Annotated in this window: 26 protein-coding genes; 19 read left to right on the forward strand and 7 right to left on the reverse strand. The window is 73.7% G+C overall.

The window, feature by feature from the left end:
- Nucleotides 1–12: 12 nt before the first annotated feature.
- Complete coding sequence (locus tag OG444_RS39095; protein WP_327260184.1) at nt 13–1,647, reverse strand: alpha/beta hydrolase; 1,635 nt, start codon at nt 1,645–1,647, stop codon at nt 13–15.
- Between the two features lie 887 nt (nt 1,648–2,534).
- A complete protein-coding gene (locus OG444_RS39100) occupies nt 2,535–3,017 on the reverse strand; it encodes a hypothetical protein (RefSeq protein ID WP_327260183.1) in 483 nt (160 codons plus the stop codon).
- 166 nt (nt 3,018–3,183) lie between these two features.
- Here OG444_RS39100 and OG444_RS39105 point away from each other — a divergent pair, with 166 nt between their 5' ends.
- Nucleotides 3,184–3,834: a hypothetical protein gene (locus OG444_RS39105; protein ID WP_327260182.1), complete on the forward strand. Its 651-nt coding sequence runs from the start codon at nt 3,184–3,186 to the stop codon at nt 3,832–3,834.
- 81 nt (nt 3,835–3,915) lie between these two features.
- Here OG444_RS39105 and OG444_RS39110 read toward each other — a convergent pair whose 3' ends face one another.
- A complete protein-coding gene (locus tag OG444_RS39110) occupies nt 3,916–4,692 on the reverse strand; it encodes a glucose 1-dehydrogenase (RefSeq protein WP_327260181.1) in 777 nt (258 codons plus the stop codon).
- A 34-nt stretch (nt 4,693–4,726) separates the two neighbouring features.
- Between OG444_RS39110 and OG444_RS39115 the strand changes: the two genes are divergently transcribed.
- Nucleotides 4,727–5,677 carry an NAD-dependent epimerase/dehydratase family protein gene (locus tag OG444_RS39115; protein WP_327266621.1) on the forward strand — a complete coding sequence of 317 codons (951 nt, stop codon included), beginning with the start codon at nt 4,727–4,729 and terminating at the stop codon, nt 5,675–5,677.
- Nucleotides 5,678–5,915: 238 nt separating this feature from the next.
- On the opposite strand, the gene OG444_RS39120 is transcribed toward OG444_RS39115, so the two are convergent.
- Nucleotides 5,916–6,872, reverse strand: coding sequence for a ScbA/BarX family gamma-butyrolactone biosynthesis protein (locus tag OG444_RS39120; protein WP_327260180.1), 957 nt, complete (start codon nt 6,870–6,872; stop codon nt 5,916–5,918).
- A 487-nt stretch (nt 6,873–7,359) separates the two neighbouring features.
- On the opposite strand from OG444_RS39120, the gene OG444_RS39125 reads away from it, so the two are divergent.
- The 9 genes from OG444_RS39125 to OG444_RS39165 all read left to right on the forward strand — a co-directional run bounded on the left by OG444_RS39125 (nt 7,360) and on the right by OG444_RS39165 (nt 16,860).
- Entirely contained in the window at nt 7,360–8,679 is a 1,320-nt protein-coding gene (locus OG444_RS39125) for a cytochrome P450 family protein (protein ID WP_327260179.1), read from the forward strand.
- A gap of 121 nt (nt 8,680–8,800) precedes the next feature.
- Nucleotides 8,801–9,481, forward strand: coding sequence for a ScbR family autoregulator-binding transcription factor (locus tag OG444_RS39130; protein WP_327260178.1), 681 nt, complete (start codon nt 8,801–8,803; stop codon nt 9,479–9,481).
- A gap of 219 nt (nt 9,482–9,700) precedes the next feature.
- Nucleotides 9,701–10,375, forward strand: coding sequence for a ScbR family autoregulator-binding transcription factor (locus tag OG444_RS39135; RefSeq protein WP_327260177.1), 675 nt, complete (start codon nt 9,701–9,703; stop codon nt 10,373–10,375).
- Between the two features lie 239 nt (nt 10,376–10,614).
- Complete coding sequence (locus OG444_RS39140; protein ID WP_327260176.1) at nt 10,615–11,496, forward strand: AfsR/SARP family transcriptional regulator; 882 nt, start codon at nt 10,615–10,617, stop codon at nt 11,494–11,496.
- A 104-nt stretch (nt 11,497–11,600) separates the two neighbouring features.
- Nucleotides 11,601–12,275, forward strand: coding sequence for a ScbR family autoregulator-binding transcription factor (locus tag OG444_RS39145; RefSeq protein ID WP_327260175.1), 675 nt, complete (start codon nt 11,601–11,603; stop codon nt 12,273–12,275).
- Between the two features lie 157 nt (nt 12,276–12,432).
- Nucleotides 12,433–13,254 carry an AfsR/SARP family transcriptional regulator gene (locus OG444_RS39150; RefSeq protein WP_327260174.1) on the forward strand — a complete coding sequence of 274 codons (822 nt, stop codon included), beginning with the start codon at nt 12,433–12,435 and terminating at the stop codon, nt 13,252–13,254.
- A gap of 540 nt (nt 13,255–13,794) precedes the next feature.
- Complete coding sequence (locus OG444_RS39155; protein ID WP_327260173.1) at nt 13,795–15,042, forward strand: helix-turn-helix transcriptional regulator; 1,248 nt, start codon at nt 13,795–13,797, stop codon at nt 15,040–15,042.
- 67 nt (nt 15,043–15,109) lie between these two features.
- On the forward strand, nt 15,110–16,072 hold the full coding sequence (locus OG444_RS39160; RefSeq protein WP_327260172.1) for an SRPBCC family protein: 963 nt from the start codon (nt 15,110–15,112) through the stop codon (nt 16,070–16,072).
- Nucleotides 16,073–16,092: 20 nt separating this feature from the next.
- Nucleotides 16,093–16,860 carry a 4'-phosphopantetheinyl transferase family protein gene (locus OG444_RS39165; RefSeq protein ID WP_327260171.1) on the forward strand — a complete coding sequence of 256 codons (768 nt, stop codon included), beginning with the start codon at nt 16,093–16,095 and terminating at the stop codon, nt 16,858–16,860.
- 31 nt (nt 16,861–16,891) lie between these two features.
- Here the strand turns inward: OG444_RS39165 and OG444_RS39170 are convergent, their stop codons facing one another.
- Both OG444_RS39170 and OG444_RS39175 read right to left on the reverse strand, forming a co-directional pair.
- The gene (locus tag OG444_RS39170; protein WP_327260170.1) at nt 16,892–17,713 is read right to left on the reverse strand and encodes an AfsR/SARP family transcriptional regulator; all 822 of its coding nucleotides are present in this window, start codon (nt 17,711–17,713) and stop codon (nt 16,892–16,894) included.
- Between the two features lie 139 nt (nt 17,714–17,852).
- Nucleotides 17,853–18,023: a hypothetical protein gene (locus OG444_RS39175; RefSeq protein ID WP_327260169.1), complete on the reverse strand. Its 171-nt coding sequence runs from the start codon at nt 18,021–18,023 to the stop codon at nt 17,853–17,855.
- A 342-nt stretch (nt 18,024–18,365) separates the two neighbouring features.
- Here OG444_RS39175 and OG444_RS39180 point away from each other — a divergent pair, with 342 nt between their 5' ends.
- The 4 genes from OG444_RS39180 (at nt 18,366) to OG444_RS39195 (ending at nt 22,385) form a co-directional block, all read left to right on the forward strand.
- Complete coding sequence (locus OG444_RS39180; RefSeq protein WP_327260168.1) at nt 18,366–19,631, forward strand: aminotransferase class V-fold PLP-dependent enzyme; 1,266 nt, start codon at nt 18,366–18,368, stop codon at nt 19,629–19,631.
- 31 nt (nt 19,632–19,662) lie between these two features.
- Nucleotides 19,663–21,237, forward strand: a complete 1,575-nt coding sequence (locus tag OG444_RS39185) for an acyl-CoA carboxylase subunit beta (RefSeq protein WP_327260167.1) — start codon at nt 19,663–19,665, stop codon at nt 21,235–21,237.
- Nucleotides 21,234–21,473 (forward strand): acyl-CoA carboxylase epsilon subunit, encoded by a 240-nt coding sequence (locus OG444_RS39190; RefSeq protein WP_327260166.1) that lies wholly within the window; start codon nt 21,234–21,236, stop codon nt 21,471–21,473. Before OG444_RS39185 ends, OG444_RS39190 begins: the two co-directional genes overlap by 4 nt.
- Before the next feature lie 105 nt (nt 21,474–21,578).
- Nucleotides 21,579–22,385 carry an SDR family NAD(P)-dependent oxidoreductase gene (locus OG444_RS39195; protein WP_327260165.1) on the forward strand — a complete coding sequence of 269 codons (807 nt, stop codon included), beginning with the start codon at nt 21,579–21,581 and terminating at the stop codon, nt 22,383–22,385.
- A 97-nt stretch (nt 22,386–22,482) separates the two neighbouring features.
- Here OG444_RS39195 and OG444_RS39200 read toward each other — a convergent pair whose 3' ends face one another.
- Nucleotides 22,483–23,475 carry an AMP-binding protein gene (locus OG444_RS39200; protein ID WP_327260164.1) on the reverse strand — a complete coding sequence of 331 codons (993 nt, stop codon included), beginning with the start codon at nt 23,473–23,475 and terminating at the stop codon, nt 22,483–22,485.
- 311 nt (nt 23,476–23,786) lie between these two features.
- On the opposite strand from OG444_RS39200, the gene OG444_RS39205 reads away from it, so the two are divergent.
- The 4 genes from OG444_RS39205 (at nt 23,787) to OG444_RS39220 (ending at nt 26,980) form a co-directional block, all read left to right on the forward strand.
- Nucleotides 23,787–24,614, forward strand: coding sequence for an NAD(P)H-binding protein (locus OG444_RS39205; RefSeq protein WP_327260163.1), 828 nt, complete (start codon nt 23,787–23,789; stop codon nt 24,612–24,614).
- 106 nt (nt 24,615–24,720) lie between these two features.
- Entirely contained in the window at nt 24,721–25,356 is a 636-nt protein-coding gene (locus tag OG444_RS39210) for a hemerythrin domain-containing protein (RefSeq protein ID WP_327260162.1), read from the forward strand.
- The gene (locus OG444_RS39215; protein ID WP_327260161.1) at nt 25,353–25,856 is read left to right on the forward strand and encodes an anthrone oxygenase family protein; all 504 of its coding nucleotides are present in this window, start codon (nt 25,353–25,355) and stop codon (nt 25,854–25,856) included. Before OG444_RS39210 ends, OG444_RS39215 begins: the two co-directional genes overlap by 4 nt.
- A 119-nt stretch (nt 25,857–25,975) precedes the next feature.
- Nucleotides 25,976–26,980, forward strand: a complete 1,005-nt coding sequence (locus tag OG444_RS39220; RefSeq protein WP_327260160.1) for an AraC family transcriptional regulator — start codon at nt 25,976–25,978, stop codon at nt 26,978–26,980.
- Nucleotides 26,981–26,991 lie beyond the last annotated feature (11 nt).

Consider the following 26,991-nt stretch of genomic DNA (forward strand, 5'->3'; position numbering starts at 1 on the left):
CGCGCCGCCGGCTCAGCGCAGGGCAGGGATCACATCCTGTGTCTCGTCGGCCTCGATGCCGGTGGTGCGACGGCCCGCCGGCTCCGGGCCGGCCTCGTCCGCACACACGGTGCCCCGCGCGGGCAGCGCCAGCGTGGCGAGGTAGTCGGTGACCAGCGCGCTGACACACGCGCTCCGGTTGTAGGCGGTGTGCCCCTCACCGGCGAACGTCAGCAGCCGCCCGCCCTCCAGCGTCCCGGCCAGGGCCACCGCGTCCCGGTAGGGGGTGTCCGGGTCCCCGGTCGTGCCCAGCACCAGGATCGGGGCGGACCCGGCCGCCCGGTAGGAGCCTGTGAACCGGCTCGGCCGTTGGGCCGGCCACTGGGCGCAGGCGGGCGCGTGGTTGTGGTCGTAGGCCGGCGGCCCCAGCCCGATGGGCGGTCCCAGCAGCGGGGCCGCGGCGGCCTCGGCGCCGACCGTCGCGCCCAGCAGCAGCCGGCTGCCCGGATAGAGGCGGTCGGCGCACTCCACGGCCGTGTTGACGCTGAGGAAGTCGAACGACGCGGGCGAGGGCGGCGACAGCAGGAACGAACCCCGCCGTTCCTGGGCCGCCTTCAGCGCCTGCCCCAGATCGGGCCAGATCTCCCTGCCCGAGTTGATGCTGAACATCAGCCGGTAGGCCAGCGTGTACCCGGTGGCCGGGCGCCCGCTCGCCGTGATCACCGGATCGGCGTCCAGATCCCGCTTCAGCTGCTCGAAGGCCTGCCGCGGCCGGCCCTCCCCGAACCCGCAGACGGCCGCGTCGTGCCCGCACCAGTTCAGGAACCGGCCGACCGCCGCGTCCAGCGCGGCGAACTGCCCGCCGTCGTAGGCGTACGGCACATCCGCATAGCGGCGCGGATCGTAGCCCCCGTCCAGCACCATGGCCCGCACCCGCCGCGGGAACTGCGCCGCGTACACGGTACCGACGTAACTGCCGAAGGAACGCCCGTAGAAGGACAGCGTCTCCTCGCCCAGGGCCCGGCGCAGCAGGTCGATGTCCCTGGCGTTCGACCCGGTACCGATGAACGGCACCAGGTCCCCGGAGCGTTCCCGGCAGGCCCGGGCGAAGTCGAGGCCCTGGCGCACCGCCTCCTGCACGGCCCCCGGACCGGGCACACCGCGCGCACCGTCGACGGCCGCCGTGTACTCCTGGTCGTTCCAGCACTCCACCTGCCCGCTGCGCGCCACCCCGCGCATGTCGTACCCGACGACGTCGAAGGCGTCACGCAGGGAGGCGGGCAGTGCCCCGTAGCTGCTGCGGGCGAAGTTCACCCCGGAGTTGCCGGGCCCGCCGGGGTGCAGCACCAGCACACCGGTGCGGTGCGCCGGGCCGGCAGCGGGCCGGCGGGTGACCGCGAGGGAGAGGGCGGGGCCGGCGGGGCGGCGGTAGTCCAGGGGCACCCGGGCGGTCGCACACCCGAAGCCGTCGCCCGCCCCGTCGCAGGGCCCCCAGGACAGCACCGGAACGGGCACCGCGCCGCCCCCCGAAACCCCGCCGCCCCCTGCGGCCCGGGCTGCTCCGGCGCTGCCGGGTGCGCTTCCCAGGAGCGCGGTGACCGCGATCAGCAGCAGGGATATGCCCCACACCACTCGCCTGCGGTTGTCATCGGCCAAACGGGTCAGCATGCGGCGCTCCTGCGTCACGGTCTTGCGGAACGGGCGGCAACGCCGGCAACGCAGCCGCCGGCCGCCGCCCCTGGCGGCCCGCCGGGAGCTGATGTCCCCTACCGCCGAGGGGAGCGTCCGGCTGCAACCACAGTGGTACGCGCCCGCAGAACCCGCACCCCCTCGACCGCCCCCCGCCCCCGTTCCCGGCCCGCGGCCCGTCACCGGATGACGGCGGCGGCCACCGGCCACCACAGTGCCGGTGTATCCCACCGGCTCCTACGGGCCGAGGGGGGTGGTGGTGTTCACCGGCTCCCGCACCGCCGGGAACCTTGCCCTGCCGCCCTGCCGCCCTGCCGCCCTGCCGCCCTGCCGCCCTGCCGCCCTGCCGCCCTGCCGCCCTGCCGCCCTGCGGCGCCGAGGGTGCGGCCGGCCGGGGCGACACCGGCAACCTCGCGCTGAGCTGCTGTCCCCGGCCCTCGCGTTCCCGGCACCGGCCCGGCCGTGTGCCCTGCCCATGGCCCTGCCTCTGGTCCTGCCTCCGGTCCTGCTCGTGGCCGCCGTTCAGGCACCCCTGCCGGATACGGCGGCGGGCCGCAACGGGGACCTGGTAGGGGCGGGCACGCCGGCGTTCCTCACCGCCGCCCCTGGCCACCGGTGCGGGTCCTGGCGCCGTTGCAGGTGGCGGCGGCGAAGGAGTACCCCTTCCGCGGCCCTGGCCATCGACGTCGCCCGTGGGCCCGCTCTGCGCACCAGCCGTGCCGCGGACCGCCCGCCGCCGCGAACGCGCCGACGGCACCCGCCCGCCCGGCCCCCCGCCGCCCGCGCAGCCGTCACGCCACCGGCCCGCTGCGCGAGGCCCGACCGGCCCGCCCGCGGGGCGACGGCCGTGTGACGGCCGCGCGGTCTCATCTGCCGTGCAGGAAGAAACGGGCCGGCACGAAGACCTCGTGACCGGTGCGGAAGCGGACGCGCACACCGGCCTCCGTCCACGTGGTGGACTCGATGCCCTGCGCCCCCCACGCGGTCTCGACGTCCACCCAGTGCCCGTAGGCCACCCCGGGGTACCTGCCGACAACCATCCGGTAGGACTGCCGCCCGGACAGGGTCTGCTCGTGCACCAGCCCCAGGTAGTGCGGTGACCGGTCGTCGTACACCGGCTCCGCGGGCGCGGTGCTGCGGTACGTCACCTCCGTCCGCGGCCACCACGCCACGGTCAGGGCCACGGCGGTCAGTACGATCCCCGCCAGGCAGCCCAGCAGCACCCTGCCGGTTCCGGCCGTCCTGCGGGGCCGTGCGCCCGCATCGGGCCGGTCAGGGGTGAACGTGCCGATGACGCCCTCCAGGTCTGGTCCTTCTCCCGCACCGGTGGCCCGGAGACGGCTCTCCACGGCAAGGACGCGGAACCGGGCCGGCCGGTTGTCCCCGCCACCACCCCCACCACCACCACCACCCCTACTGCCCCCGCCACCCCCACTGCCGCCGCCCGCCCCGGGCCGCCCCCGCCGTCCGCAAGGGGGTTGGATGGACCCGCAACGACGAAGGGGGAGAGGGAGCATGGCACTGCACCCGGAAGGCATGTTCACCAGCGGACCGATCGCGCACCTGGTCGGCCTCGCCGCGGGCGGGACCGACCCGCTGGAGTGGGAGGTCCTGCGGTTCAGGCGGACGATGCGGGCCAACCACTGGGACACCGCCTGGCGCGGCTCCCTGCGCTCGCTCGCCTCACAACTGGACTACCTGGCAACGGCGTTCACCCAGGAGTTCTTCGCGACCTGCCCGCCCGATACCCGCCGCACCTGGACGGCGGCCGCCGGAGCGGACAGCCTGCCGCAGTTCATGACCGGGCTGGCCCTGCTGCTGCGCCTCGCGGACCGCGAAGGGGACCCCTCCTACGAGGACGTACCGCTCACCGCCTGGGAGGTGCGGGCCCAGTGGCCGCTGCTGCTGTCGCTGGACGGCTGGGCCTACGACGGCGAGCACGCCTCCTACGAGGAGAGCCTCGAGGCCTTCATCGAATCCGAGCACCCCTACTGCTTCCACGAGGTGATACCGCGCCTGACCCAGGCCCTGGAGGTGCGGACCCTGTGCACGCAGTCGGACGCCTTCGCCGCGTCCTTCCGTGCCCTCGCCCCCGGAGCGACACCCGAGGCCCTGGACGTCCTCGCCCGCACCGCCTTCGCCCACCTGACCCGGCACCACGCCTGACCCGGCACGACACCTGACCCGGCACCACACCTGACCCGGCACCACGCCTGACCGGACACCACCTGCCGCGAACCGGGGTGGTCAGCGGGTGGTCCAGCCGCCGTCGACCGAGAGCGTGGTGCCCAGGACGAAGGAGGCACGGTCGCTGCACAGCCAGGCCGCCGACTCGGCGATCTCCGCGGGTGCGGCGATCCGCGGGAGCGGCGCCGAGGCCAGCAGGACCTCCTCCATCGCCGGGTTCTCCCGGAGCCAGGCGTCGATCATCTCGCTGCGGGTGGAGCCCGGGGCGATCGCGTTCACCCGGATGCCCTGGGCGGCGTACTCGCAGGCGGCAGCCTTGGTCAGGCCCAGCACCGCATGCTTGGACGCGATGTAGGCCGCCGTCACCGGCGTGGCCACCAGGCCGGCCGTGCTGCTGTTGTTCACGATCGCGCCGCCGCCGGTCGCCAGCATCGCGCGTATCTCGTGACGCATGCAGTTCCAGACACCCCGCACGTTGGTGTCCATGACACTGTCGTACGTCTCCTCGTCCAGCAGGTGCATCGGCGCCGGCTGCGCACCGATGCCCGCATTGTTGAACGCCGCGTCCAGGCGGCCGTAGACGCTGACGGCCTCCTTGACCGCCCGCGCCACGTCCTCGGTGCGGGTCACGTCCGCGACCACGTACTGGGCCCGGTGGCCGGCGGCGCGCAGTTCCGCGGTGAGCGCCGCGAGTTGGGCCTCCCGGCGCGCCACCAGGGTCACCGAGGCGCCCTCCCGGCAGAACACGCGGGCAGCGGCCGCCCCGATGCCGGAGCTCGCGCCCGTGATCAGCGCCGATTTGCCCGCCAGCAGAGATTTATCCGTTCCCAGCGTCACCGCGCGACCGTAACACGGTGGAATGGGCCGCGTGATGAAGAGAGAGAACCGGATCGTACTGGTGACCGGCGCCGCCGGGTTCGCCGGATCCCCCGTCGTGGAACGCCTGTTGGCGGCGGGCGTGCCCGTACGGGCGCTGGTCCACGAGGCCAGCGCACCGCCGGGGGCCGACACCGTACGGGGCGACCTGGCGCGGGCCGCATCGCTGCGCGGGCTCTGCGAGGACGTCACCACGGTGCTGCACCTGGCCTCACGCATCGGGGGAACCCTGCGGGAGTGCCGGGCCGTGAACGTGGACGGCACCCGGGCACTGCTCGCGGAGGCACGGCGGGCCGGGGTACGGCGCATCGTGCAGCTGGGCACGGCGGCCGTGTACGGGGACGGCGCCCACCGCGGCGCCGCCGAGGGCGAACTCCCCGAACAGCCCGCCTCGGTGACCAGCGTGACCCGGCTCGCCGGCGAACGGCTGGTGCTCGCGGCCGGCGGTACGGTCCTGCGGCCGCACCTGGTGTACGGGCGGGGCGACCGCTGGGTGGTGCCCTCGCTGCTGCAGTTGCTGGCCGGGCTGCCGCACTGGGTGGACGGCGGCCGGGCCCGGATGTCCCTGACGTCGGTGGACGCCCTCGCCGGCGCGCTGGCCGAGCTGGCCGTACGCGAGGAGGACGCCCCGGCAGGTGTACTGCACGCCGGTCATCCCGAGCCGGTCACCGCACGCGAACTCGTGGAGACCGTCACGCGGGAGCTGGCCCTGCCGCTGCCGGCGGGGGACGTGGACATCCCCCGGGCACTGGAACTGCTGGGCGGCACGGGCGGGACGGATCCGGCGCTGCGCCGGCGGCTGAGGCTGCTCGCGGTGGACCACTGGTACGACAGCGGGCGGCTGTGGGCGGGGCTGAAGGCATCACCGGGGCCGCCCTTCCCCGAGGCGTTCGCCCGCTGCGCCCCCTGGTACCGGGGCGGCGGCGGGGCCCCGGCCGCCGTGTGACAGCACCGGCCGCCCGCACAGGAGCCGGCCCGCAGCCCCCGGCCCCCGCCATGGCGCACCCCCGCCACGCCGTACGGTCCCCGCCCCGCCGCCCGCGCCGCCGGCTCCCGGCCGCGGGGGAGCGCAGCGGGTGCAGGGCGGCGGGTGCAGGGCGGCGGGTGCGGGGCGGCGGGTCCAAGCGGGCGGGTGCGGGGCGGCGGGTGCGGCGGCAGTACGCCGCGGGGTGGGCGGGGTCTCTTCAGGCGGCGCCGGTCACCGTGGAGCGGAAGACGGTACGGCCCTCCTGGTGGCCGGTGACCTCCACCCGGCCCGGGGACAGGACGGTGGCGTCGATCCAGCAGGGGGCGTCGAGTTCGGCGTAGTGGCGGAACTCGGTGGCGACGCCCGAGGGGGTGAATCCGCCGGGGGCGTGGAGCCCGCAGGCGGCCTGGCGGGCGGCCTCGACGAGGACCATGCCGGGGTGGTGGTCGTTGGCGTGCTCGAAGAGGATCGGGTGGTCCAGGTCGGGGCTCAGCTGCCAGCGGCCCGGCCGGCCGGCGGGGGCCAGGACCACGTCGAAGGGCAGCAGCCGGCCGGCGGAGGCGGCGGCCATGGGGGTGCGGCGGGGCAGCGGCCGGGTTAACGCCATGAGACCGCGGTCGCCGCGCAGCCGCCGGTAGGTGGCGGGGGCGACGCAGCTGAAGCGGGCGGTGCCGGTGCCGGCGAGCTCGCCGCCCCGGCGGATGTCCACCTCCAGGAACCCGGAGAACCGGTTCCCCTTCCAGCCGAAGTCCGTGCACACCGCCGTCATCTCGAGGTCGCTCGGCCCGCGGCCGATGCGCAGCCCGCCCGGCGCCGTCGTGAAGTCCAGGCTCCACAGAAGGACGTTGTGGCCGAGCGGGACCCCGTAGACGGCGTGGCAGAGGTAGAGCCCCACCTGGCGCACGGTCTCCCCGGCCTGCACCGGGTCGTGGCTGGCGCCGTCGGCGCTGGTGAAGAACGTGTGGGCGCGGGGCCACTGCCCGGTGAGGGAGAAGGTGTCCTCACCGGTGCGGTCGCAGCCGGTGAGGAAGACCTCGGCGAGGGAGCTGCGGTGGACGTACTCCCTGGGCACCGTGGTGGTCAGGGAGCGGGCGTCGTTGCAGCGCATCCACGGATGCCCCTCTCCAGGAAGAGGCAGGACGGGCGCGGTCTTTCCGATCGTGAGCATGGTCATGGAGTTCTCCCGCAGAGCCGTTCGACGGATGGGACGGGTTCCGCTCGCGAGACGCAAGATACGTACTCTCCGGTTTTGTTTGCAAGGTACTCAGAGGGGCAGGATGCGGCCCGCGCATCCCCGCCACCGGCCGCCGGACAGCCATTGGAAACGCCCCCACGACCCCGACCAGCGGATATCCGACACGGCGATGCCCCCTCGGGCCGCAGGCCCCCCACCCCAAGTGAGAGCTGGCCTTCCGGTCATATGTGCCGGTCGGACAGGGTGCAGGCGCCAACTGTTCAACCAGCCCGCTCCGCGCCCGCCCCGGGCAGCCGACACGGCACCCGCCGTGCCCCGAAAACCATTGGCATGAGGGGCGGGCCGTGCCAGACTCGGGGCCGCCGCCGGTGAATTGGAAACCGGATGGGCGGTTTTGAAATACAGGGTGTGGACACTCCGCTGCACCCCGTCGCCGACAACCGCCGCCCATCATGGAGAGCCCCAGATGAACCGTCAGTGCCCGATTGCGATCGACGTCTCCGGTGCGCAGATGCACACCGAGGCCGCACTCATCCGCGAACAGGCGCCCGCGACGCCGGTGATGCTGCCCGGCGGAGTGACCGCCTGGGCCGTGGCCCGGCACGCCGACATACGCAGGCTGCTGGTGGACCCGCGGGTGTCCAAGGACGCCTACCGCCACTGGCCGGCGTGGATCGACGGGGAGGTCGGAGCCGAGTGGCCGCTGGCGATCTGGGTCTCCGTGCAGAACATGATCACCGCCTACGGGGCCGAGCACACCAGACTGCGCAGACCGGCCGCCGCCGCGTTCACCGCACGCCGCGCGGGCGGCATGCTGCCCAGGATCGAGGAGGTCGTGGGCAAACTCCTCGACCGCCTCGCCGCACTGGCACCCCATCAGGCGGTGGACCTGCGCACCGAGTTCGCGCACGAGCTGCCGACGCGGATCGTCTTCGAGCTGTTCGGGATCCCGGAGCACTCCTGGGCCCCCCTGCACAAAATCATCAACGCCTTCTTCGACACGGCGATCACGGCCGAGGAGGCGCAGCGCAACGCGGAGGACCTGCACGTCACGATGGCCGACCTGCTCGCCCACCGGCGCGAGCACCCCGGCGACGACATGACCAGCGCGCTGATCGCGGCCCGCGACAACGGCGCCGGCGACGACAGCGGCAGCGCCAGCAACGGCAACGGCAACGGTGACGGTGACGACGGCGGGGGCCAGGGGGCGCGGCTGAGCGAGAAGGAGCTGGCCGACACCCTGATCCTGCTCTTCACGGCCGGGTACGAGACCTCCGTCAACCTCATCTGCACGGCCCTGCACGAACTGCTGCGCAGTCCGGGCCAGCTGGCGCTCGTCCGGCAGGGGCTCGCCTCCTGGGAGGACGTGGTCGAGGAAGCGGCACGGATCGAGCCGCCGGCCTCGTACGGGCTGCTGCGGTTCGCGGTGGAGGACATCGACATGGGGGAGGGGGTGGTCATCCCCAAGGGCGACCCGATCATGGTGTCGTTCGCCTCGGCGGGGCGGGACGCGGCCGTGCACGGGGAGCGGGCACAGGAGTTCGACGTCACCCGCCCGACGCGCGGGCAGCACCTGTCCTTCGGGTTCGGCACCCATCACTGCCTGGGTGCGGCCCTGGCCCGGCTGGAGTGCGCCGTGGCGGTACGGCGGTTCTTCGAGCGGTTCCCGGCGGCGGCCCTGGCCCCGGCGGGCGAGGGGGAGTTGCCACGGGTGGAGTCGTTCATCTCCAACGGGCTGCGGGAGTTGCCGGTCGTGCTGGGGCCGGCGGCACACGTGAGCGACTGATCGCGCCGGGGCCGGACCGGGCCTGCTTGAAAAGAATCGGACCTTCTGGTTGGTTTTAATGGGGCGGTGGATCCGCGACGCGGATCCACCGGCAACGGACCCATGGACAACGGAGGCACCCGTGGCACGGCAGGAGCGTGCGGTACGTACGCGGCGCGCGATCTTGGAGGCGGCGGCAGCGGTCTTCGACGAGCGCGGCTACGACGCGGCCACCATCGCGGACATCCTCTCCCGGGCGGGCGTCACCAAGGGCGCCCTGTACTTCCACTTCTCCTCCAAGCAGGAGCTGGCCCAGGGCGTGCTCGACGAGCAGTTCGCCGAGGGCGGGGTGCCCCACCGGGAGAGCAAGCTGCAGGAACTCGTCGACGTCGCCATGGTGCTGGCGTACCGGATGAAGCGCGAGCCCATGCTCAGCGCGGGTGCCCGGCTCTCCCTGGGGCCGGGCATGCGCGACATCTTCGGCGGCGGCTCGGTGCCGGGCTGGATCGAGTTCACGCGGACCCTGCTGGTGCGGGCGAAGGAGCAGGGCGAACTGCTGCCGCACGTGGACCCCGCCGAGACGGCCTGGATCCTCTCCGCCTGCTGGACGGGCGCGCAGATCTACTCGCAGACCCTGAGCGACCGTGCGGACATCGAGCAGCGGGTGGCCGCCGTCTACCAGCACATCTGCCCCAGCATCTCGACGCCCGCGGTCCTCGCCCGGCTCGACATGGCCCCCGACCGGGGGGAGCGGGTGAGCGCGGAGATGAGGCGCGGCACGGGCCCCGGCGCGGCGCAGGAGTCCGAGCCGGCCCTGAACTGAGGCCGGCGGCCGGCGGCCGGCGCCGAATCCGGGCCGGCGCCGAATCCGGGCCGGCGGGGAACCGGGGCGCTCGGGCGGGGGCGGAGGGGCCGGCGGGGCCGGTGGGGCCACTGGGCTCGAGCGGGACTCGAGCACGGCTCCGGTTCCGGCGCCGACTGTGACCCGCAACGATCTGAATACCCTCTTGGGCAAACCGCGTTGGCGGTTTGTGGAGACTCCATGGTCAAGCAGGAACGTGCCGCTCGCACGCGGGAAGCGCTGGTGCGTGCGGCCGCGGAGGTGTTCGCCGAGGAGGGGTTCGTCACCGCGTCGATCTCGGTGATCAGCCGCCGGGCCGGGGTGAGCGCCGGGGCGCTGCACTTCCACTTCGCCAGCAAGACCGCGCTCGCGCAGGCCGTGGAGGACCGGGCGGCGCGGGCGCTGTGCGGGATCATCCCGGTCACCGCCGGCCGGCCGGCGCAGCCCGCCGCCGGGGGCGGCTTCCTGCAGGTGCTGGTCGATTCCACGCACGCCCTGATGGCCCTCCTCGCGCACGACGTGGTGGTGCGGGCCGGCTTCGGGCTGTGCGCGGACCCCTCCTGGAGCGGTGGGGCGGACCTGCGCCGCCAGTGGCGGCTGTGGGTCGAGGAGGCCGTGGCCGCCGCGGCGCGCGAGGGCTCCCTCGCCCGCGGCCTGGCCCATGAGGACGCGGCGCGCGGGGTGGTGGCCGCCACGGTGGGGCTGGAGGTCCTGGGCGCCTGCGACCGCGAGTGGGTCGCGCCGCACACCCTCACCCGGTTCTGGGCGCTGATGCTGCCGCGCCTCGCGGCGGAGGCGACCCTGGGCGCCCTGCTGCCCCAGGGCTCGCCGGCGGGCACCCCGGTGCCGCCGTCCGGGACCACCGAATCAGACTGACTGGTCTCTTTCCGGTGGGGCAGACCGTGTTCCTGTGGCCCGCGTCGAGGGCCGATCGAGGCCGGCTGCAGCGGCTCCGGACCCAGGCCGGGAAGATGAAATGCCAGTTCATCGTAGGTTTTTGAGGGTCAGTCAGATGTGCTGGATCGTCAAAACAGCACGACCGGTTTGATATTGACAAACCGCTGGTCCTGTTTTCTACTGGCTGTGCGACTCATCCAAGGACAGGGGAGTACGGCGTGGACATCGATGTACTGGGCGCGTTGGCGGTGCGGGAGAACGGGATCTCCATCACGCCGACCGCCCCCAAGCCCCGGCAGGTCCTGGCCCTCCTGGCCCTCCATGCCGATCAGGTGGTGCCCGTATCGGCACTCATAGAGGAGCTGTGGGCGGGCGAACCGCCGCGCAGTGCCCGTACGACACTGCAGACCTACGTCCTGCAGTTACGGGCACTGATCGCGGCCGCCCTGGAGCAGGGCGCTGCTGCTGCTTCGGTTTCGGGCGAGGGCGGTAGTGGGAGCGCAGAAGGGGGCGGGGAGCCGGCCGGCCGGACCGCCAAGGACATCCTGGTCACACTGCCCGGCGGATACCTGCTCAGCAGCGGCGGCGGGACCCTGGACGTGCGCGAGTTCGACCGGCTCGCGGGAACCGGCTACCGCGCGATGGACGCCGGGGACTTCCCCGGCGCCGCACGCCTGCTGCGGGAGGCCCTGTCCCTGTGGTCCGGGCCCGCCTTCGCCGACGTACAGGGCGGCGTCCAGCTGGACATGGAGACCCGGCGCCTGGAGGAGACCCGGCTGTGCGCCCTCGACCAGCGCATCGAGGCCGACCTGCGGCTGGGACGCCACCGGGAGCTGCTGGCCGAACTGACGGTACTGGTCACCCGGTACCGCACCCACGAGAACCTGCACGGGCAGTTCATGCTCGCCCTGCACCGGTCGGGACGCCGGGGCGAGGCACTGGATGTGTACCAGCGGCTGCGCGCGACGCTCGTGCGCGAGCTGGGACTTGAGCCGTCCGTGGCACTGCGGCGCCTGCAGCGGTCGATCCTGATGGCCGGGCCGGAGAGCCTGGCCGAGGCCCACGCGGAGCCGGGCGGCGAACGGCTCGTACGGGTCTGAGGCCCGGCCCCGGCCGCACGGGCCCGCGGCGAGCGGTCCGCGGCCCCGGAGCGGTCCGGCAGCCGGGAGTTCGGAGCTCTGTCAGGGCGAGAGGAGACGGCTCGGTGCAGGAGAGGTCGGAGCGGACCCGGAGGCGGCTGGTCTACGCCGGGGCCGAGTTGTTCCACCGCAATGGATACGCCAACGCGACGCTGGGCGAGATCGCGGCCGCGGCCGGAGTGACGAAGGGAGCGCTGTACTTCCACTTCGCCTCCAAGGACGAACTCGCCGAAGCCGTGCAGCAGCGCGGATGCGCACTGCTGCACGACGCGGTGCGCGCGCTGCGCGAGGACGGGGTCTCCCCGCTGCAGGCACTGATCGACATCACGCACTGGCTGGCGTGGACCCTGCACGAGGAACCGGCGATCCCGGCGAGTTTCCGCATCACCAAGGAATGCGGCGGCGCGGGCCCCCGCGGGCCCGCCGGGGCACGCCCGGTGGTCGTCGACTTCCACGGGGCCTGGCTCTCGGCGGTCGCCACCCTGCTGCGGCTGGCACGCGACGCGGGAGAACTGCCCGCCGCCGGCCGCCGCTGGGAGAGCGCACAGGCCCTGGTCGCGGCCGCGGCGTGCGGTATCGAAACCATGTCGGCCACCGGCATGTCCTACGCGGAACTGCAGGGGAAAGTAGGGGCGTTGTGGGCACTGCTGCTGCCCAGCCTGGTCGCCGCCGGACGGGAGCACGACTACCAGACCGACGCGGAGCTCTCCGGGGCGCAGTCGGTACGGATCGGCTGGTGACCCGCCGCCCCGCCCGCCCCCGCCCGCCGCTGCCACCGGCACAACCGGCACAACCGGCACAACCGGCGGGGCCGGCGGGGCCGGGCCGCGGCGCGCGCAGGGCCCCGCAGCAGCGGGACCACCGTGCCCCCGCACCCGACGACTTGGGGAAGAGAACGTGGAGATTCAGGTTCTGGGCCCGCTGAGCGCCGAGGTCAACGGGGGATCCATCGTTCCGACCGCCCGCAAGCCCCGGCAGATCCTCGCGCTCCTCGCCCTGTACCCGGGGCGGGTGATGCCCGTGCCCACCCTCATGGAGGAGATCTGGGGAACCGCCCTGCCGCAGAGCGCGCTGACCACCCTGCAGACCTACATCCTCCAGCTGCGCCGACGGCTCGGCACCGCCATGGGACCGGGCGGACCCGACGGCGCCAAGGACGTGCTCGTCACCCGGCACGGCGGCTACCTGCTGCAGATACCCCCCGAGTCCGTGGACGTCCACGCGTACGAGAGCCTCGTCGCCCGGGGCCACAGCGTCTTCGAGCAGGGCGACGACGAAAGCGCGGCAGCCCTGCTGCGGGCGGCGCTCGCGCTGTGGCAGGGACCCGCACTGGTCGACGTACGGGCCGGACCGATCCTGGAGATCGAGATCCTGCGCCTGGAGGAGAGCCGGCTCGGCACCGTGGAGCGGCGCATCGACGCCGACCTGCGGCTGGGCCGGCACACGGAACTGCTGGCCGAACTCACGGAACTGATCGCCCGCCACCCCCAGCACGAGGGACTGCACGCGCAGGCGATGCTCGCCCTGTACCGGTCGGGCCGCCAGGCCACCGCCCTGGACGTGTACCGCCGGCTGCGCGGACGCCTGATCGAGGACCTGGGCGTGGAGCCGTCACCGCAGCTGCAGCGCCTGCACCAGGCCATGCTGACGGTGGATCCGGCGCTGGACGTGCAGGCCGGGCCGAAGCGGGGGTCGACGTTCGACCGGTACGCCGTCTGACCGCGCACCGCCCCCGGCCGCACCCCCCGGCCGCACGGCCGCACGGCCGCTGAGCGTGCCGCCCCGCACCCCGCAGCCCGCACGACGCGGCGGTGAGCACCGCCGCGTCCACGTGCACCGCCGCTGCCGGGGCGCCGCCCCGGACCCCGCACATCAAACGCCGGCGGGGCTGAAACCGGTGCGGGCCGGCGTCCTGCGCCCTGCGCCTCACGTGCCGGCGGGGGCTTGATCCGGGGTGGCCCGGTGGGCGGGTCAGTGGTTCGGCCAGCCGATGTCGTCGTCCGGCTGGTCGTCCTGGGCCGTACCGGCGACCGATGGCCTCATCGTCGACTCCAAGGCGCTGCATACGGGAGGAACAGGGCGCCGGCCGGTGCGACGGCCGGATTCTGGAGAGTCTGCCTCGGCGGGGTCGAGGACCGCTCGAGGACCGCATGAGACGGGCCCGGAAACGGTGGCAAAGGTTTGCCCGGCCGTTGCCGCGGACCCTACGCTCGGTGCCGGTTCCCGACAGATTCCTTGCCCGCGACCCCAAGGATGCCCATGCTGCGACAGCCCGCGTTCGGACACCGCCTCAGGAAGCTCCGGCTGGCCCAGGGCCTGTCGCAGACGGCGCTGGCGGGCGAGGGCATGTCCACCGGCTACCTCTCCCGCCTGGAGTCCGGGGCCCGCCAGCCCACCGACCGCGCCGTGGGCTACCTGGCCGGCCGCCTCGGCCTGCAGGCAGCCGACTTCGAGGAGCCGGCGACCGGCTCCCTGGCCCACGCCCTCACCCTCGCCGCGTCCACCGGCGCCCCCGACGCCGTCGTGGCCCTGCGCCAGGCCCTGGCCGCCGAGGGCCACGAGAGCCCGGTCCTGCGCTGGCAGGCGCTGTGGCTCCTCGCCGGCGCCGCCCGCGTCCAGGGCGACCACACCACCGAACGCGAGCGCCTGACCCAGCTCGTCGCACTCGGCGACGACGTGGGCGTCAGCGAACTGCGCGTACGCGGCCTGACCCGCCTCGCCCGCTGCCTGCGCTCCGTCGGCGAGATCACCCCGGCCGTGGACGCGGCCGTCGAGGCCCACCGCATCGCCCTGCACGAGGAACTCGGCGTCGAGGACCGGGCCGCCGCCCTGCTGGCGCTGGTCTCCGTACAGGCCGAGGCGGGCCGCACCGGGGAGGCCCGCCTCCACGCCGACGAACTGACCGCCCTCGTCGAGGGCCGCTCCGACGCCCTGTGGGCCGAGGCCATGTGGACCGCCGCCGCCATCCGCATGCACCAGGGCGACTACTTCGGCGCGCAGGCCTGCCTGGACGACGCCCTCGACCGGTTCAGCAGCCAGGAGGACCTGATCCTGTGGATCCGGCTGCGCCTGGCCGCCGGCCGCCTGCACCTGCAGAAGATGCCCGCCGACCCCGCCCGGGCACAGCACCGCGCCCAGGAGGCCGAAGCCGCCCTCGCCCTGGTCGGCACCCCCGCCCTGCGGCAGGACCTGACCGCCCTCAAGGCCGACCTCGCCTTCGCCACCGGCCGTTACGACGACGCGCGCGCCCTGCTCGGCGAACTGGCCGCCGACCGGCCCAGGATGACCTACCGCGGCCAGGTCCGGCAGGAGATCCTGCGCCACCAGCTGATGATCCTCGACGGCGACCCGGCCGGCGTCCCGGGCCTGCGCGCCCTGGCCCAGCAGGCCCAGGAGGACGCCAACATCGACCTCGCCGCCGAGATCTGGCGGGTGCTGGCCGACGCACTGACCCAGACCGGCCGCACCGGCCCGCCCGCCACGGCGGCCCCGCCCGCCCGGGGTTGAGGAAGCCTCGAGTCCCCTGCGGCAGGCTGGGCGCACCCGCCGCACACGATCAGGGGAGGTGCCCGCCATGCCCGCGCAGCGCGTGCACACCATCGAGCGGACGGCGCGGATCGCCGCCCCCGCCGGCGTGGTCCACGGACTGCTCGCCGACGCCGCGCGCTGGCCCCTCCTGCTGCCCGCACCCGTCCACGTCGAGCGCATCGACTTCGACGGCGTCCGCGAACGGCTGCGCCTGTGGGACGTGGACGGCGACCGGATCCGCTCCCACCACCTGCACCGCGTGCTGCACCCGCACGCACGGACCGTCGAGTTCGAGCAGGAGGACACCGCCCGCCCCGGCGCCCCCACCACCGGCACCTGGACGGTCCAGGAGAGGGGCACCGCACACTCCCTGGTGACACTGCGCCGCCACCGCACCCTGGACGCCGCGCCCGCCGCCGCCACCGCACACAGCCGCCGGGAGTGGGAGAGCGAACCGGACCTGCAGCTCGCCCACCTCACGGCGGTCGCCGAACGCTGGGAACACCTGGACCGGCTGCTGCTGTCCTTCGCGGACAGCGCGCACATCGACGGCCCCGCCGAGCTGGTCTACGACTTCCTCCACCGCATCCAGGACTGGCCCGAGCGCCTCCCGCACGTGGAGTCGGCCGAGGTGAGCGAGGACGTCCCCGGCGTGCAGCTGGCCGCCCTGGACACCTGCGCCACCCCCGACGGCCGCACCCGCTCCACCCGCGTGGTGCGCCTGTGCTTCCCCTCGGCCGCACGGATCGTCTTCAAGGAACTGCGGACGCCCGAGCCCCTCGCCGCACACACCGGCGAATGGTCCCTGGTCCCCGAAGGGAACGGCGTACGGGTCGTCTGCGCCCAGCAGGTGATGCTCCGCGAGGACGCCACCGGAGCGGGCCCGGGCGACGACGCCGGCCTCGCCGAGGCCCGCCGGCACGTCCGGACCTGGCTGGGGCAGGCCGCCGCCGAGACCCTGCGCCTGGCCGGCTGGCAGGCACGGACCGCCGTGCGCCGGCTGCGATGACCAACGGAAGGCGACCGCCGATGGCACCCACCCGGCACACCCACCCGGCCCACCCGGCCCACCCGGCCCACCCGGCCCACCCGGCCCACCCGGCCCACCCGGCGGACGGGCCGGACGGGGCTTTCGGAGCGCCGCTGTACCTCCAGGGCCCGGAGGGCCCCTGGGACGAGGCGGGGGACCGGATCGAGGACACGGGCCACGCGCTCGTCTGCACCACCTGGGGCCAGTGGCTGGCCGCCGTGCTCCTCGACCCGGCCCTGCGCCCGCTGCTCGGCGACGACTGGCCGCGGTTCCGGCAGACACCGGCCGCGGCCGGGCGGCTGCGGCTCGCCGTCTCGCGCTTCGTCATGACGTACGCCGCGGCCACCGCCCTGGAGGTGCCCGTCCACACGGTGGAACTGGACCACGGTGCGGACGGCCGCCCCGCAGTGCGGGCGCCCCGTGCCGGGGTGGAGATCGCGCTGGCGCACTGCGGCGAGCTGATCGTGGTCGGCGTCAGCCGCACCGGGCCGCTCGGCGTGCACGCGGAGCCCGCCGACCGCGACGTCCGCACCCTGGCGCCGCCCGCCCGGCCGTGGACCCCGCAGGAACGGTCCGTCCTCGACGCGCTCCCCGAGGACGGACGCCGGGAGCGGCTGCTGCGGCTGTGGACCCTGCAGGAGGCCCGCGCCCGGGCGCTCGGCCCCGGGGCGGCGCAGGGGGCACCGGCGGCGGGGGAGTGGAGTGCGGCCACCCACCTCGTCCAGGACCGCTACCTGGTCGGCGAGGCGCACCTGCTGCGCCCCTGACCGCCCCCGGCCGGTGACGGCGAAGCCGCCCTCAGGCGGCGAACAGGTCGAACGTCGAGGTGTGCCGCGGTCCGGCGAGCACATCGAGCTGCGGGTCGACGGCCAGCATGGCCTGGTGCAGGCGCTGCAGCTGCGGTGACGGCTCCACGCCCAGGTCCTCGATCAGGCGGCCGCGCAGCCGGCGGTACACGTCCAGGGCCGTGGCCTGGCGGCCCGACCGGTACAGGGCGACCATGACCTGCGAGTGCAGCCCCTCGTGCTGGGGATGACGTGCCGTCAGGTCCGTTAATTCGGCAATCAGTTCGGCGTGCCGGCCCAGCCGCAGGTCGGCGTCGATGCGCCGCTCCACGGTGACCAGGCGGCTCTCCTCCAGGCGCAGCACCTCGATGTCGAGGATCGGCCCGACCCGAACGTCGACCAGCGCCGGCCCCCGCCACAGGTCCAGCGCCGCCCGCAGGCGGTCGGCGGACACCCGGTCGTCACCCGACTCGAAGGCGCTCTGGCCCTCGCGGGCGAGGCGTTCGTAGTCGTGCACGTCGACGCTCTCCTCGGGCACCTGGAGCAGGTACCCGCCGTGCCGGGTGGCCAGTACGTCCTTGGCGCCGCCCGGGGCTCCGGGGCCCATCGCCGTGCCCAGCCGGCGGCGCAGCTGGAGTATGTACGTCTGCAGGGTGGTCAGCGCGCTCTGCGGCGGCTGGGTCCCCCAGATCTCTTCCATGAGCGTGGGAACGGGTATCACGCGTCCGGGATACAGCGCGAGAAGGGAAAGCACCTGTCTCGGCTTTCCCGCGGTCGGAACAATGGATCCCCCGTTGACCTCGGCACTCAACGGACCCAGAACCTGAATCCTCACGGTCTCCCCTCCGTACTCCTCAAGCTCCCCCGGCACATTTCTGCCACCGGTGGCGGAGGAACTGCCCCCGTGCCGCGCACGCTAGCCGCGGTGGATGTTCTCCATCTCTTTCCTCCACCCAACTTCGAGCCGTCTTCGGTTACGGCCAGTCGATGCGGGCCGGGGCCGGGGCGGATCCCGGGGCGCTGGCCGAGGACGGCGCGACGGGCCAGTCGATGGGCCCGCCGTCGGCCTGGGCCGCGCCGCCCGCGGTGAGCACGGCGGCGGTGGCGAGAGCGGCGGTGGCGACGAGGCGGGCGAGGTTCTTCATGGTGACTCCTCCGTGGCAACTGTTTGTTCTTTCCTGGCAACTCTTCTGCCAAGAAGCTTGGCCGCACCCGCTCGGGATTCGCTCGTCAATCACTCGAGACGAACTGGAGAACCCCATCAGAACCCCCATGACCTGCAAAGGAATTGACTCGGAAAGAGCCTGGCAAGACATTGCCACGCGTTGCCAAGGGATCTGGAACTCGAGTTTCGCCGGAGCCGCCGCAATCCGGCGTTGCCAAAACTGCCGGCCGCTGGGCAATGTATTGCCAAGTCCATTGGCAATGCCTGGTACATGAGGGCCGTGCACATCCCGCGGCCCCGACAGCGGGGGGAGGCCCCTGAAATGAACGCGCCGACGCACCACGGGGAACGAACGGCCCACCTGGACACCGCGGGAACCGGCCGGATGCCGGACGCCGTACGCACCGTCCTCGCCCGCTGCACGGCCCTCGACGACCGCCTCGGGACCGCCGCACTGCAGGAGAGCCTCGGCGACGTCCTGCACACCCGCATCCACGAACGCCTCGGCGCCCTGCTGTCCGTACCCGCCGCCGACACCATCCTGGCGACCGGAGCGGCGCAGGCCTTCGAGGCCTACCTCCACGGCATCACCCCCGGCCCGGGCGACCGGATCTGGACCACCCCCCACGAGGGCGTGGCCAACCTGACCGCCCTGCACGCCCTGCGCGACCGCACCCGCTGCCGCCTGGAGGTCGTCCCGCTGCGCCCCGACGGGGACCTCGACCTGGACTGGATGCGCACCCACCTCGACGAGGACGTCGCCCTCGTCTCCGCCGTCCACCTCTCCCCGGCCTGCGGAACCGTCAACCCCGTCCACGACATCGGCCGCCTCCTCGCCCCCCACCGCGCCCGCTACACCGTCGACGCCTCCCACTCCGCCGGCCGGCTCCCCGTCGACGCCGCCCGCATCGGCTGCCACCTGCTCACCGCCGACGGCTGGCGGTTCCTGCGCGGCCCCCACAACACCGGATTCGCCTACATCGCCCCCACCCCGCACCTGGCCCCGGACGCTGCCCCGTACCGGGCGGCCGCCCCCGAGCCGGCCGCCGTCGCCGCCCTGGACGCCGCCCTCGCCCACCACACCGCCACCGCCCGCCCCCCGCACGAGGACCTCCTGCCCCTCCTGCGCGCCGCCGTCCGGCACACCCCCGGCATGGAACTCCTCGCCGGCGGACAGGAGCAGGCCGCCATCCTCGCCTTCCGGCACGCCCAGATCCCCGCCGCGGCCATCCGCCGGGGCCTGGCCCGCCGCGGAGTCGTCCTGGCCAAGACCGTCGCACACGAAACCCCCCTGCACCCGGCCGGCCGCGTCACGGCCCCCGCACTGCGCGCATCCCTCCACCACGACAACACCGCACAGGACATCGACCGCTTCCGGCAGGCCCTCGCAGAGGTCCTGCAGGAGGAGCGGGGCGCCGCCGCCCACCCCGCCCACCCCGCCCGCGGCGCACTCGCCGCCGCGGGAGCCGCCACCACCCCCCTCGGCCCGGCCGGCCGGGCCGGGCCGGGAGGCTCCGGCGCGCCGTCCCCGTACCGCGCACGACCGGTCCGCCGCCGCGGCCACCTCACGCTGCACCGGGCGACCTGAGACCCGCCATCTTCAGACCTGGAGGAGCCACATGAGCATCAGCCAAGCGCCACCCCTGCAGGCCCCCGACCGCGCCGCGGAACTGGCCGCCATCAAGGCCGGCGCCGCAGCCGGCCCCGACGAACGGGCCACCGAACGCCAGCACGCCAAAGGCAAACTGACCGCCCGCGAACGGATCGGCCTGCTGCTCGACGAGGGCTCCTTCCACGAGATCGAGGCCCTCAGACGGCACCGCGCCACCGGCTTCGGCCTGGAGACCAAGAAGCCCTACACCGACGGCGTGGTCACCGGCTGGGGAACCGTGGACGGCCGCACCGTCTTCGTCTTCGCCCACGACTTCCGCATCTTCGGCGGCGCCCTCGGCGAGGCCCACGCCGAAAAGATCCACAAGGTGATGGACCTGGCCCTCGCCGCCGGCGCACCCCTGGTCTCCCTCAACGACGGCGCCGGCGCCCGCATCCAGGAAGGCGTCTCGGCCCTGGCCGGCTACGGCGGCATCTTCCAGCGCAACACCCGCGCCTCGGGCGTCATCCCGCAGATCAGCGTGATGCTCGGCCCCTGCGCCGGCGGCGCCGCCTACTCACCCGCCCTGACCGACTTCGTGTTCATGGTCCGCAACACCTCACAGATGTTCATCACCGGCCCCGACGTGGTCCGCGCCGTCACCGGCGAGGAGATCACCCAGAACGGCCTCGGCGGCGCCGACGTCCACGCCGCCGTCTCCGGAGTCGCCGCCTTCGCCTACGAGGACGAACCCACCTGCCTGGAGGACGTACGCCACCTCCTGTCCCTGCTGCCCGCCAACAACCGCGAGACCCCGCCCCGCGAGGACACCGGCGACCCGGCCGGCCGCCGCACCGACGCCCTGTCGGCCATCGTCCCCGCCAACCCCCAGCAGGCCTACGACATCCGCAAGGTCATCGAGGAAGTCGTCGACGACGGCGAACACTTCGAGATCCAGCCCGCCTGGGCCACCAACGTCGTGTGCGCCCTCGCCCGCATGGACGGCCACGTCACCGGCTTCGTCGCCAACCAGCCCGCCAGCCTCGCCGGCGTCCTCGACATCCACGCCAGCGAAAAAGCAGCCCGCTTCGTCCAGTTCTGCGACGCCTTCAACATCCCCCTGGTCACCCTCGTCGACGTCCCCGGCTTCCTGCCCGGCGTGGACCAGGAACACGGCGGCATCATCCGCCACGGCGCCAAACTCCTCTACGCCTACTGCAACGCCACCGTCCCGCGGATCTCCCTCGTCCTGCGCAAGGCCTACGGCGGCGCGTACATCGTCATGGACTCCCGCTCCATCGGAGCCGACCTCGCACTGGCCTGGCCCACCAACGAGATCGCCGTCATGGGCGCCGAAGGCGCGGCCAACGTCATCTTCCGCCGCGAGATCGCCGCCGCGGCCGACCCCGACGCGATGCGCGCACAGAAGATCAAGGAATACACCACCGAACTCATGCACCCCTACTACGCCGCCGAACGCGGACTCGTCGACGACGTCATCGACCCCGGCGAGACCCGCACCGTACTCACCGGCGCCCTCGCCATGCTCCGCCCCAAGTACGCCGACCTGCCGTCGCGCAAGCACGGCAACCCGCCCGTATGACCGCCCCGGAAACCCCCGCCGCACCCGCCGCGGCGGGCACCCCGGACGCGCCGCACACCTGGCGCATCCGCCGCGGGAACCCCGACCAGGACGAGACCGCCGCCGTCCTCACCGTCCTGACCGCCCTCCTCCTGCACCGCGCCGCACCCGCCCCGCCACCGCCGCGCACCACCGCCGCCGGCTGGGACCGCCCGCCCCCCGGCCGCCACCACCGCACCGGCAGCTGGCGGCACTGACGGCCCGCCCGCCACCCCTGAGCCGGCCTCCATCCCCCTTCCGCCGCGCCACGAGTTCCCTGCGCCATCCTGCACCCAGCAGAGACGGGCGACGGAGGGACGAGCATGACGGTGAAGGCGATGGACAAGGCCCCCGAGCGGCCCGTGGCCCTGGTCACCGGGGCCACCGGCGGCATCGGACTGGCCGTCGCCCGCGACCTGGGCGCCCGCGGACACCGGGTGTTCCTCTGCGCCCGCACCGAGACCAAGGTCAAGGAGACCGTCACCGACCTCCAGGCCGAAGGACTCACCGTCCAGGGCGCGGCCGCCGACGTGACCGACCGCACCGCCGTCGAGAACCTCGTTGCCGCGGCCGTGGCCGCGTACGGCGCGCCCGTCAGCATCCTGGTCAACAACGCGGGCCGCAGCGGCGGCGGCGCCACCGCCGGCATCACCGACGAACTGTGGCACGACGTCATCGCCACCAACCTCAACAGCGTCTTCCTGCTCACCCGCGAGGTCCTCAACCGCGGCGGACTCGGCGCCGAACCCTGGGGCCGCATCATCAACATCGCCTCCACCGCGGGCAAGCAGGGAGTACTCCTCGGCGCCCCCTACTCGGCCTCCAAACACGCCGTCGTCGGCTTCACCAAGGCCCTCGGCAAGGAACTCGCCCCCACCGGCACCACCGTCAACGCGGTCTGCCCCGGCTACGTGGAGACCCCCATGGCCGCCCGCGTGCGCAGCGGCTACGCACAGGTGTGGGACACCACCGAGGACTACGTCCAGGAGCAGCTCGAATCCAAGATCCCCCTCGGCCGCTACTCCACCCCCCAGGAAGTGGCCGGCCTCGTCGGCTACCTCACCACCGACCTCGCCGCCTCCATCACCGCCCAGGCCCTCAACGTGTGCGGCGGACTGGGCAACTACTGACCCCGCCCCGCCGCCCCCCCCGGGGCGGGGACACGCACAGCGCGAGGGCCCCGGACATCACCCGTCCGGGGCCCTCACGCCTGCCCGTACCGCCTGCTCACAGCATCGACGGCGACCCCGAAACGTCCCACGTCAGCGCCTGCGGGGCGATCCCCGCGGACCGCCAGCGCGCCACCACCGCACCGTCCACCGGCTCGTCCGACAGCAGCACGTGCCGCAGCGACGGCAGACCGCCCCCGCGCACCACCGCGCCCAGCCGCGCGAACGCCGACGGCAGCTGCGTCACCACCGTCACCCGCTCCTTCGCCAGCAGCCGGGCGAAAGCACGCGCATCGCACGCCGTGTCCCGGTCCACGACCACCGCACGGCCCCCCGACAGCAGCGGACCCCACAGCTCCCGCATGCCCACGTCCAGGCTCAGGGAGTGGAAGAACGTCCACACGTCGTCCAGACCCGCACCCAGCACCGGGACACAGCCGTCCACCCACGACAGCACCTCCCTGTGGGACACCGGACGCACCGCCACCGCCCGCCCCGGGTCACCGCCCGCGGGCAGCGCCCAGAACGCCGTCCCCGCCGGCACCTCACGGCGTCCCGCCACCTGCGGCCGGACCGCGACGACGAACCGGCCCACCTTGACCACCGGGATCTCCCCGTGCAGCAGACCCGCGTCCGAGACGACCACCTCGGCCCCCGCGTCACGCATCAGGAACTCCTGCAGACCCGCACCGTGCCCGGGCTCCAGCGGCAGCACCGACGCCCCCGTCCGCAGCACGCCGACCACCGCGCCCGCCGTCCTGCACGAACGCTCCGCACGGACGGCCACGGCCGAGCCCGGGCCCGCCCGCCCCGACAGGCGCCGCGCGATGTCGTCGGCCAGCCACTCCAGTTCCAGATAGGTCACCTCCGCCTCCGCGTCCCGGGCCGCGACCCGGCCGGGATGACGGGCGGCCAGGGAAGCGAAACGGACGTCGATGCGGTCCCGGCGCCAGGGCCGCCCGCCGGACGGGTCGAGCCCGATCCGTCCGAACAGACCCGCCAGTTCGGCGGACAACCGGTCGAGCTCCGGATGATCCGGAATGGCATTCATGCGGCCTCCCAGCGGCGGGGTCGTAACTCCACCGACGATGCTGCCGGGGCGCACATGAGAACCGCTCAAGCCCCCGCCGCGGACCACCTCTCGGGGGCCGCTCAAGACCCCCTCGAAGAAGGGTCCATGAAGGGTCGAGGACCACTCGGGACACCCTGGCCCACCCCCCGGGAGCATGCCTACGATTCTCCAGCTCATGCCGAAGCCACCAGCTCACCGCCGCGCTCCGAGCCACCACTCGTAGACGCACGCATATGGAACTGAGCTTTGTGGCTATGGCCCGTCTCGCGAGACTGGACTTGACTGTACTCATGACTCAGAACGCGCAGAACACGCAGATCACCCTCGTCATCGGCGGTCACGGCAAGACCGGCCGACGTGTCGCCGAGAAGCTTTCCGCCCAGGGCCGCCAGGTCCGCATCGGCTCCCGCTCCGGGCAGCCCGCCTTCGACTGGCACGAGCCCGCCACCTGGGCACCCGCCCTGGAAGGCGTCGACCGGGTATACGTGACCTACTACCCCGACCTCGCCTTCCCCGGCGCCGCCGAACAGGTCGCCGAATTCTCCAAGGCCGCCGTCGCCGCCGGCGCACGCCGCCTGGTGCTCCTCTCCGGCCGCGGCGAGGAGGCGGCCGAGGTCAGCGAGAACAACCTCAAGGCCTCCGGCGCCGACTGGACGATCGTCCGCTCCAGCTGGTTCAACCAGAACTTCAACGAGAGCTTCTTCCTGGAGCCCGTCCTGGCCGGCGAGATCGCCCTGCCCACCGGCGACGCCGTCGAGGCCTTCGTCGACGCCGACGACATCGCCGACGTCGTCGTCGCCGCACTGACCGACGACAAGCACATCGGCAAGACCTACGAACTGTCCGGCCCCCGCCTCCTCAGCTACAGCGACGTCGCCGCCGAACTGACCAAGGCCACCGGCCGCGACATCAAGTACATCTCCGTCACCAACGAGGAGTACCGCGCCGTCCTGCGCGAGAACAACCTCCCCGAGGAGTTCGCCGACCTCTTCACCATGATCCTCGACGGCCGCAACGCCCACCTGGTGCACGGCGTCGAAGAAGCCCTGGGCCGCAAGCCCAAGGACTTCGCCGACTTCGCCCGCGAGGCCGCGGCCACCGGAGTCTGGAACGTCTGACCCGCGCCCGGCCCGCTTCCACCAACCGCACCATCCCTTTCGCTCCTTGACCGGGCGGCGACTCTGGTACGGCCGCCGCCCGGTACTCGGGGCACAGGAGGTTCCCATGCCCACGCCCCGGACGTACTCCAGCGAAAACGGACTCGAAGCGCTCCCCCCGTACTTCCACGGATTCGCCCTGATGCACATCGCGATGCGACGCGACGCAGCCCGCCTGCGCACCGCCGCCCCCCGATGGAACGGCGCCGGAGCCGACTGGTGGCAGCACCTGCGCGAAACCATCGAATGGCACCACACCAGCGAGGACGACGTCCTGTGGCCCGGACTGCGCCGCCGCGACAGCGACTTCGACGCCCAGGCCCGTGAACTCCACGACGACCACGAGGAACTGGACGCCGCCATGGCCGCCGTGTCCACCGCCATCGCCCACCGCGGCGACAACCTCCCCCGCGCGGCACAGACCTTCGAAGGCATCCTGCGCGACCACCTCCGCGACGAGGAACGCATCGTCTTCCCCGTCTTCGAACGGCTCGGCGAACGCGCCTACCTCGCCGAGGAACGCAAAGTCGTCGCCAGCGCCCCCCTGCGCGTGATGACCCGCCTCCAGCCGTGGATGTTCGACGGAGCCCCCCGCCGGTCGGTCGCCCACGTCTCCGCCACCATCCCGCCACCGGTCCGCCTGATCGGTGCCACGCTCCTGCAGCGCCGCTACACCCGCACCCTGAAGGGAATCCTGAAGTGACCGGCACGACCACACAATCCGTGACCCTGGTGGCCGCCACGGTGGGCACCGGCCTGATGGCCGGCCTCTACTTCGCCTTCGACATCTCGGTGATGCCCGGCCTCGGCCGCGGCGACGACCAGACCTACGTCACCGCCATGCGCAACATCAACGACGCCATCGACAACGGCCTCTTCGGCCTCCTCTTCCTCGGCGCGTTCCTGGCGACCGGCGTCGCCGCCACCCAGCAGCAGCGCGGCGGCCGCCCCGACGCCGCCCGCTGGGGCTGGGCCGCCTTCGCCCTGTACGGCCTCTCCCTCGCCGTCACCGCGATCGTGAACATCCCCCTCAACAACCAGCTCGCCCGGGCCGGCACCGACGCCGCCGCCGCCCGCTCCCGCTTCGGCGGCCGCTGGACCTCCGGGAACATCGTCCGCACCGTCGCCTGCACCGCCGCCCTGGCCGCCCTGGGCCGCGCACTGACCCTGCACGGCCGCGCCTCGGCCGCACCGACCCCGTAAAACCGCCCTCCCCGGCCCGGCCAAGGGCCACCCCCCACCCCGCGAACGGCGCCCGCTCTCTTTCCGTCCCCCGCGGGAGAGCGGGCGCTTCGCTGCACCCTCCGAGAGAGGATGAAGACATGGACACGCTGACCGGCCTCCTCGAAGGCCCCAAAGCCCGCGGGGCCTTCCTCCTCAAGTCCGTCTTCAACCCGCCCTGGTCACTGCGCGTCGAGGACCGGGCCCCCCTCTCCGTCGTCACCATGGTGCACGGCACAGCCTGGCTCGTCCCCGACCACGCCGACCCCGTCCTGATCCGCCCCGGAGACGTGGCCGTCGTACGGGGCCCCGACCCCTACACCGTCGCCGACGCCCCCGGCACCCCCGTCCAGATCACCGTCGGCCCCGAACAGCGCTGCAGCACCCAGGAGGGCGAGGACGTCACCGACACCATGGCCCTGGGCGTGCGCACCTGGGGCGACACCTTCCAGGACGCCGGCTCCTCGGTCATGCTCAGCGGCACCTACCAGGCACCCAGCGAAATCGGCCGCCGGCTGCTCAGCGCCCTGCCCACCCTCCTGGTCCGCCCCGCCGAAGCCGCCGACAACACCCTGGTCACCCTGCTCACCTCGGAGATCTCCAAGGACGAACCCGGCCAGGAGATCGTCCTGGACCGGCTCCTGGACCTGCTGCTCATCGGAGTCCTGCGCACCTGGCTGGCAGCACCCGGCAGCGGCGCCCCCGCCTGGTACCGCGCCCAGAGCGACCCCGTCGTCGGCCCCGCCCTGCGCCTGCTCCACGAAAACCCGGTCCACGGCTGGACCGTCGGGGAACTCGCCCTGAAGGTCGGCGTCTCCCGGGCCGCCCTGGCCCGCCGCTTCACCGACGTCGTCGGCGAACCCCCGGTCGCCTACCTGACCGGCTGGCGCCTGGCACTCGCCGCCGACCTGCTGCGCGAACCGGACGCCACCGTCACCACCGTCGCCCGCCGCGTCGGCTACAGCTCGGCCTTCGCCCTGTCGGCAGCCTTCAAACGGGTACGGGGCATCAGCCCCCAGGAATTCCGCAACGGCGCGACCCCGTCCACCGCACCCCGCACCGCCCAACCCGCCCGCACCGTCGTCCTGCCCACCGACCGGGGCTGACCCCGCGCGGC

This window comes from Streptomyces sp. NBC_01232, from assembly GCF_035989885.1.
Classification (GTDB): Bacteria; Actinomycetota; Actinomycetes; order Streptomycetales; family Streptomycetaceae; genus Streptomyces.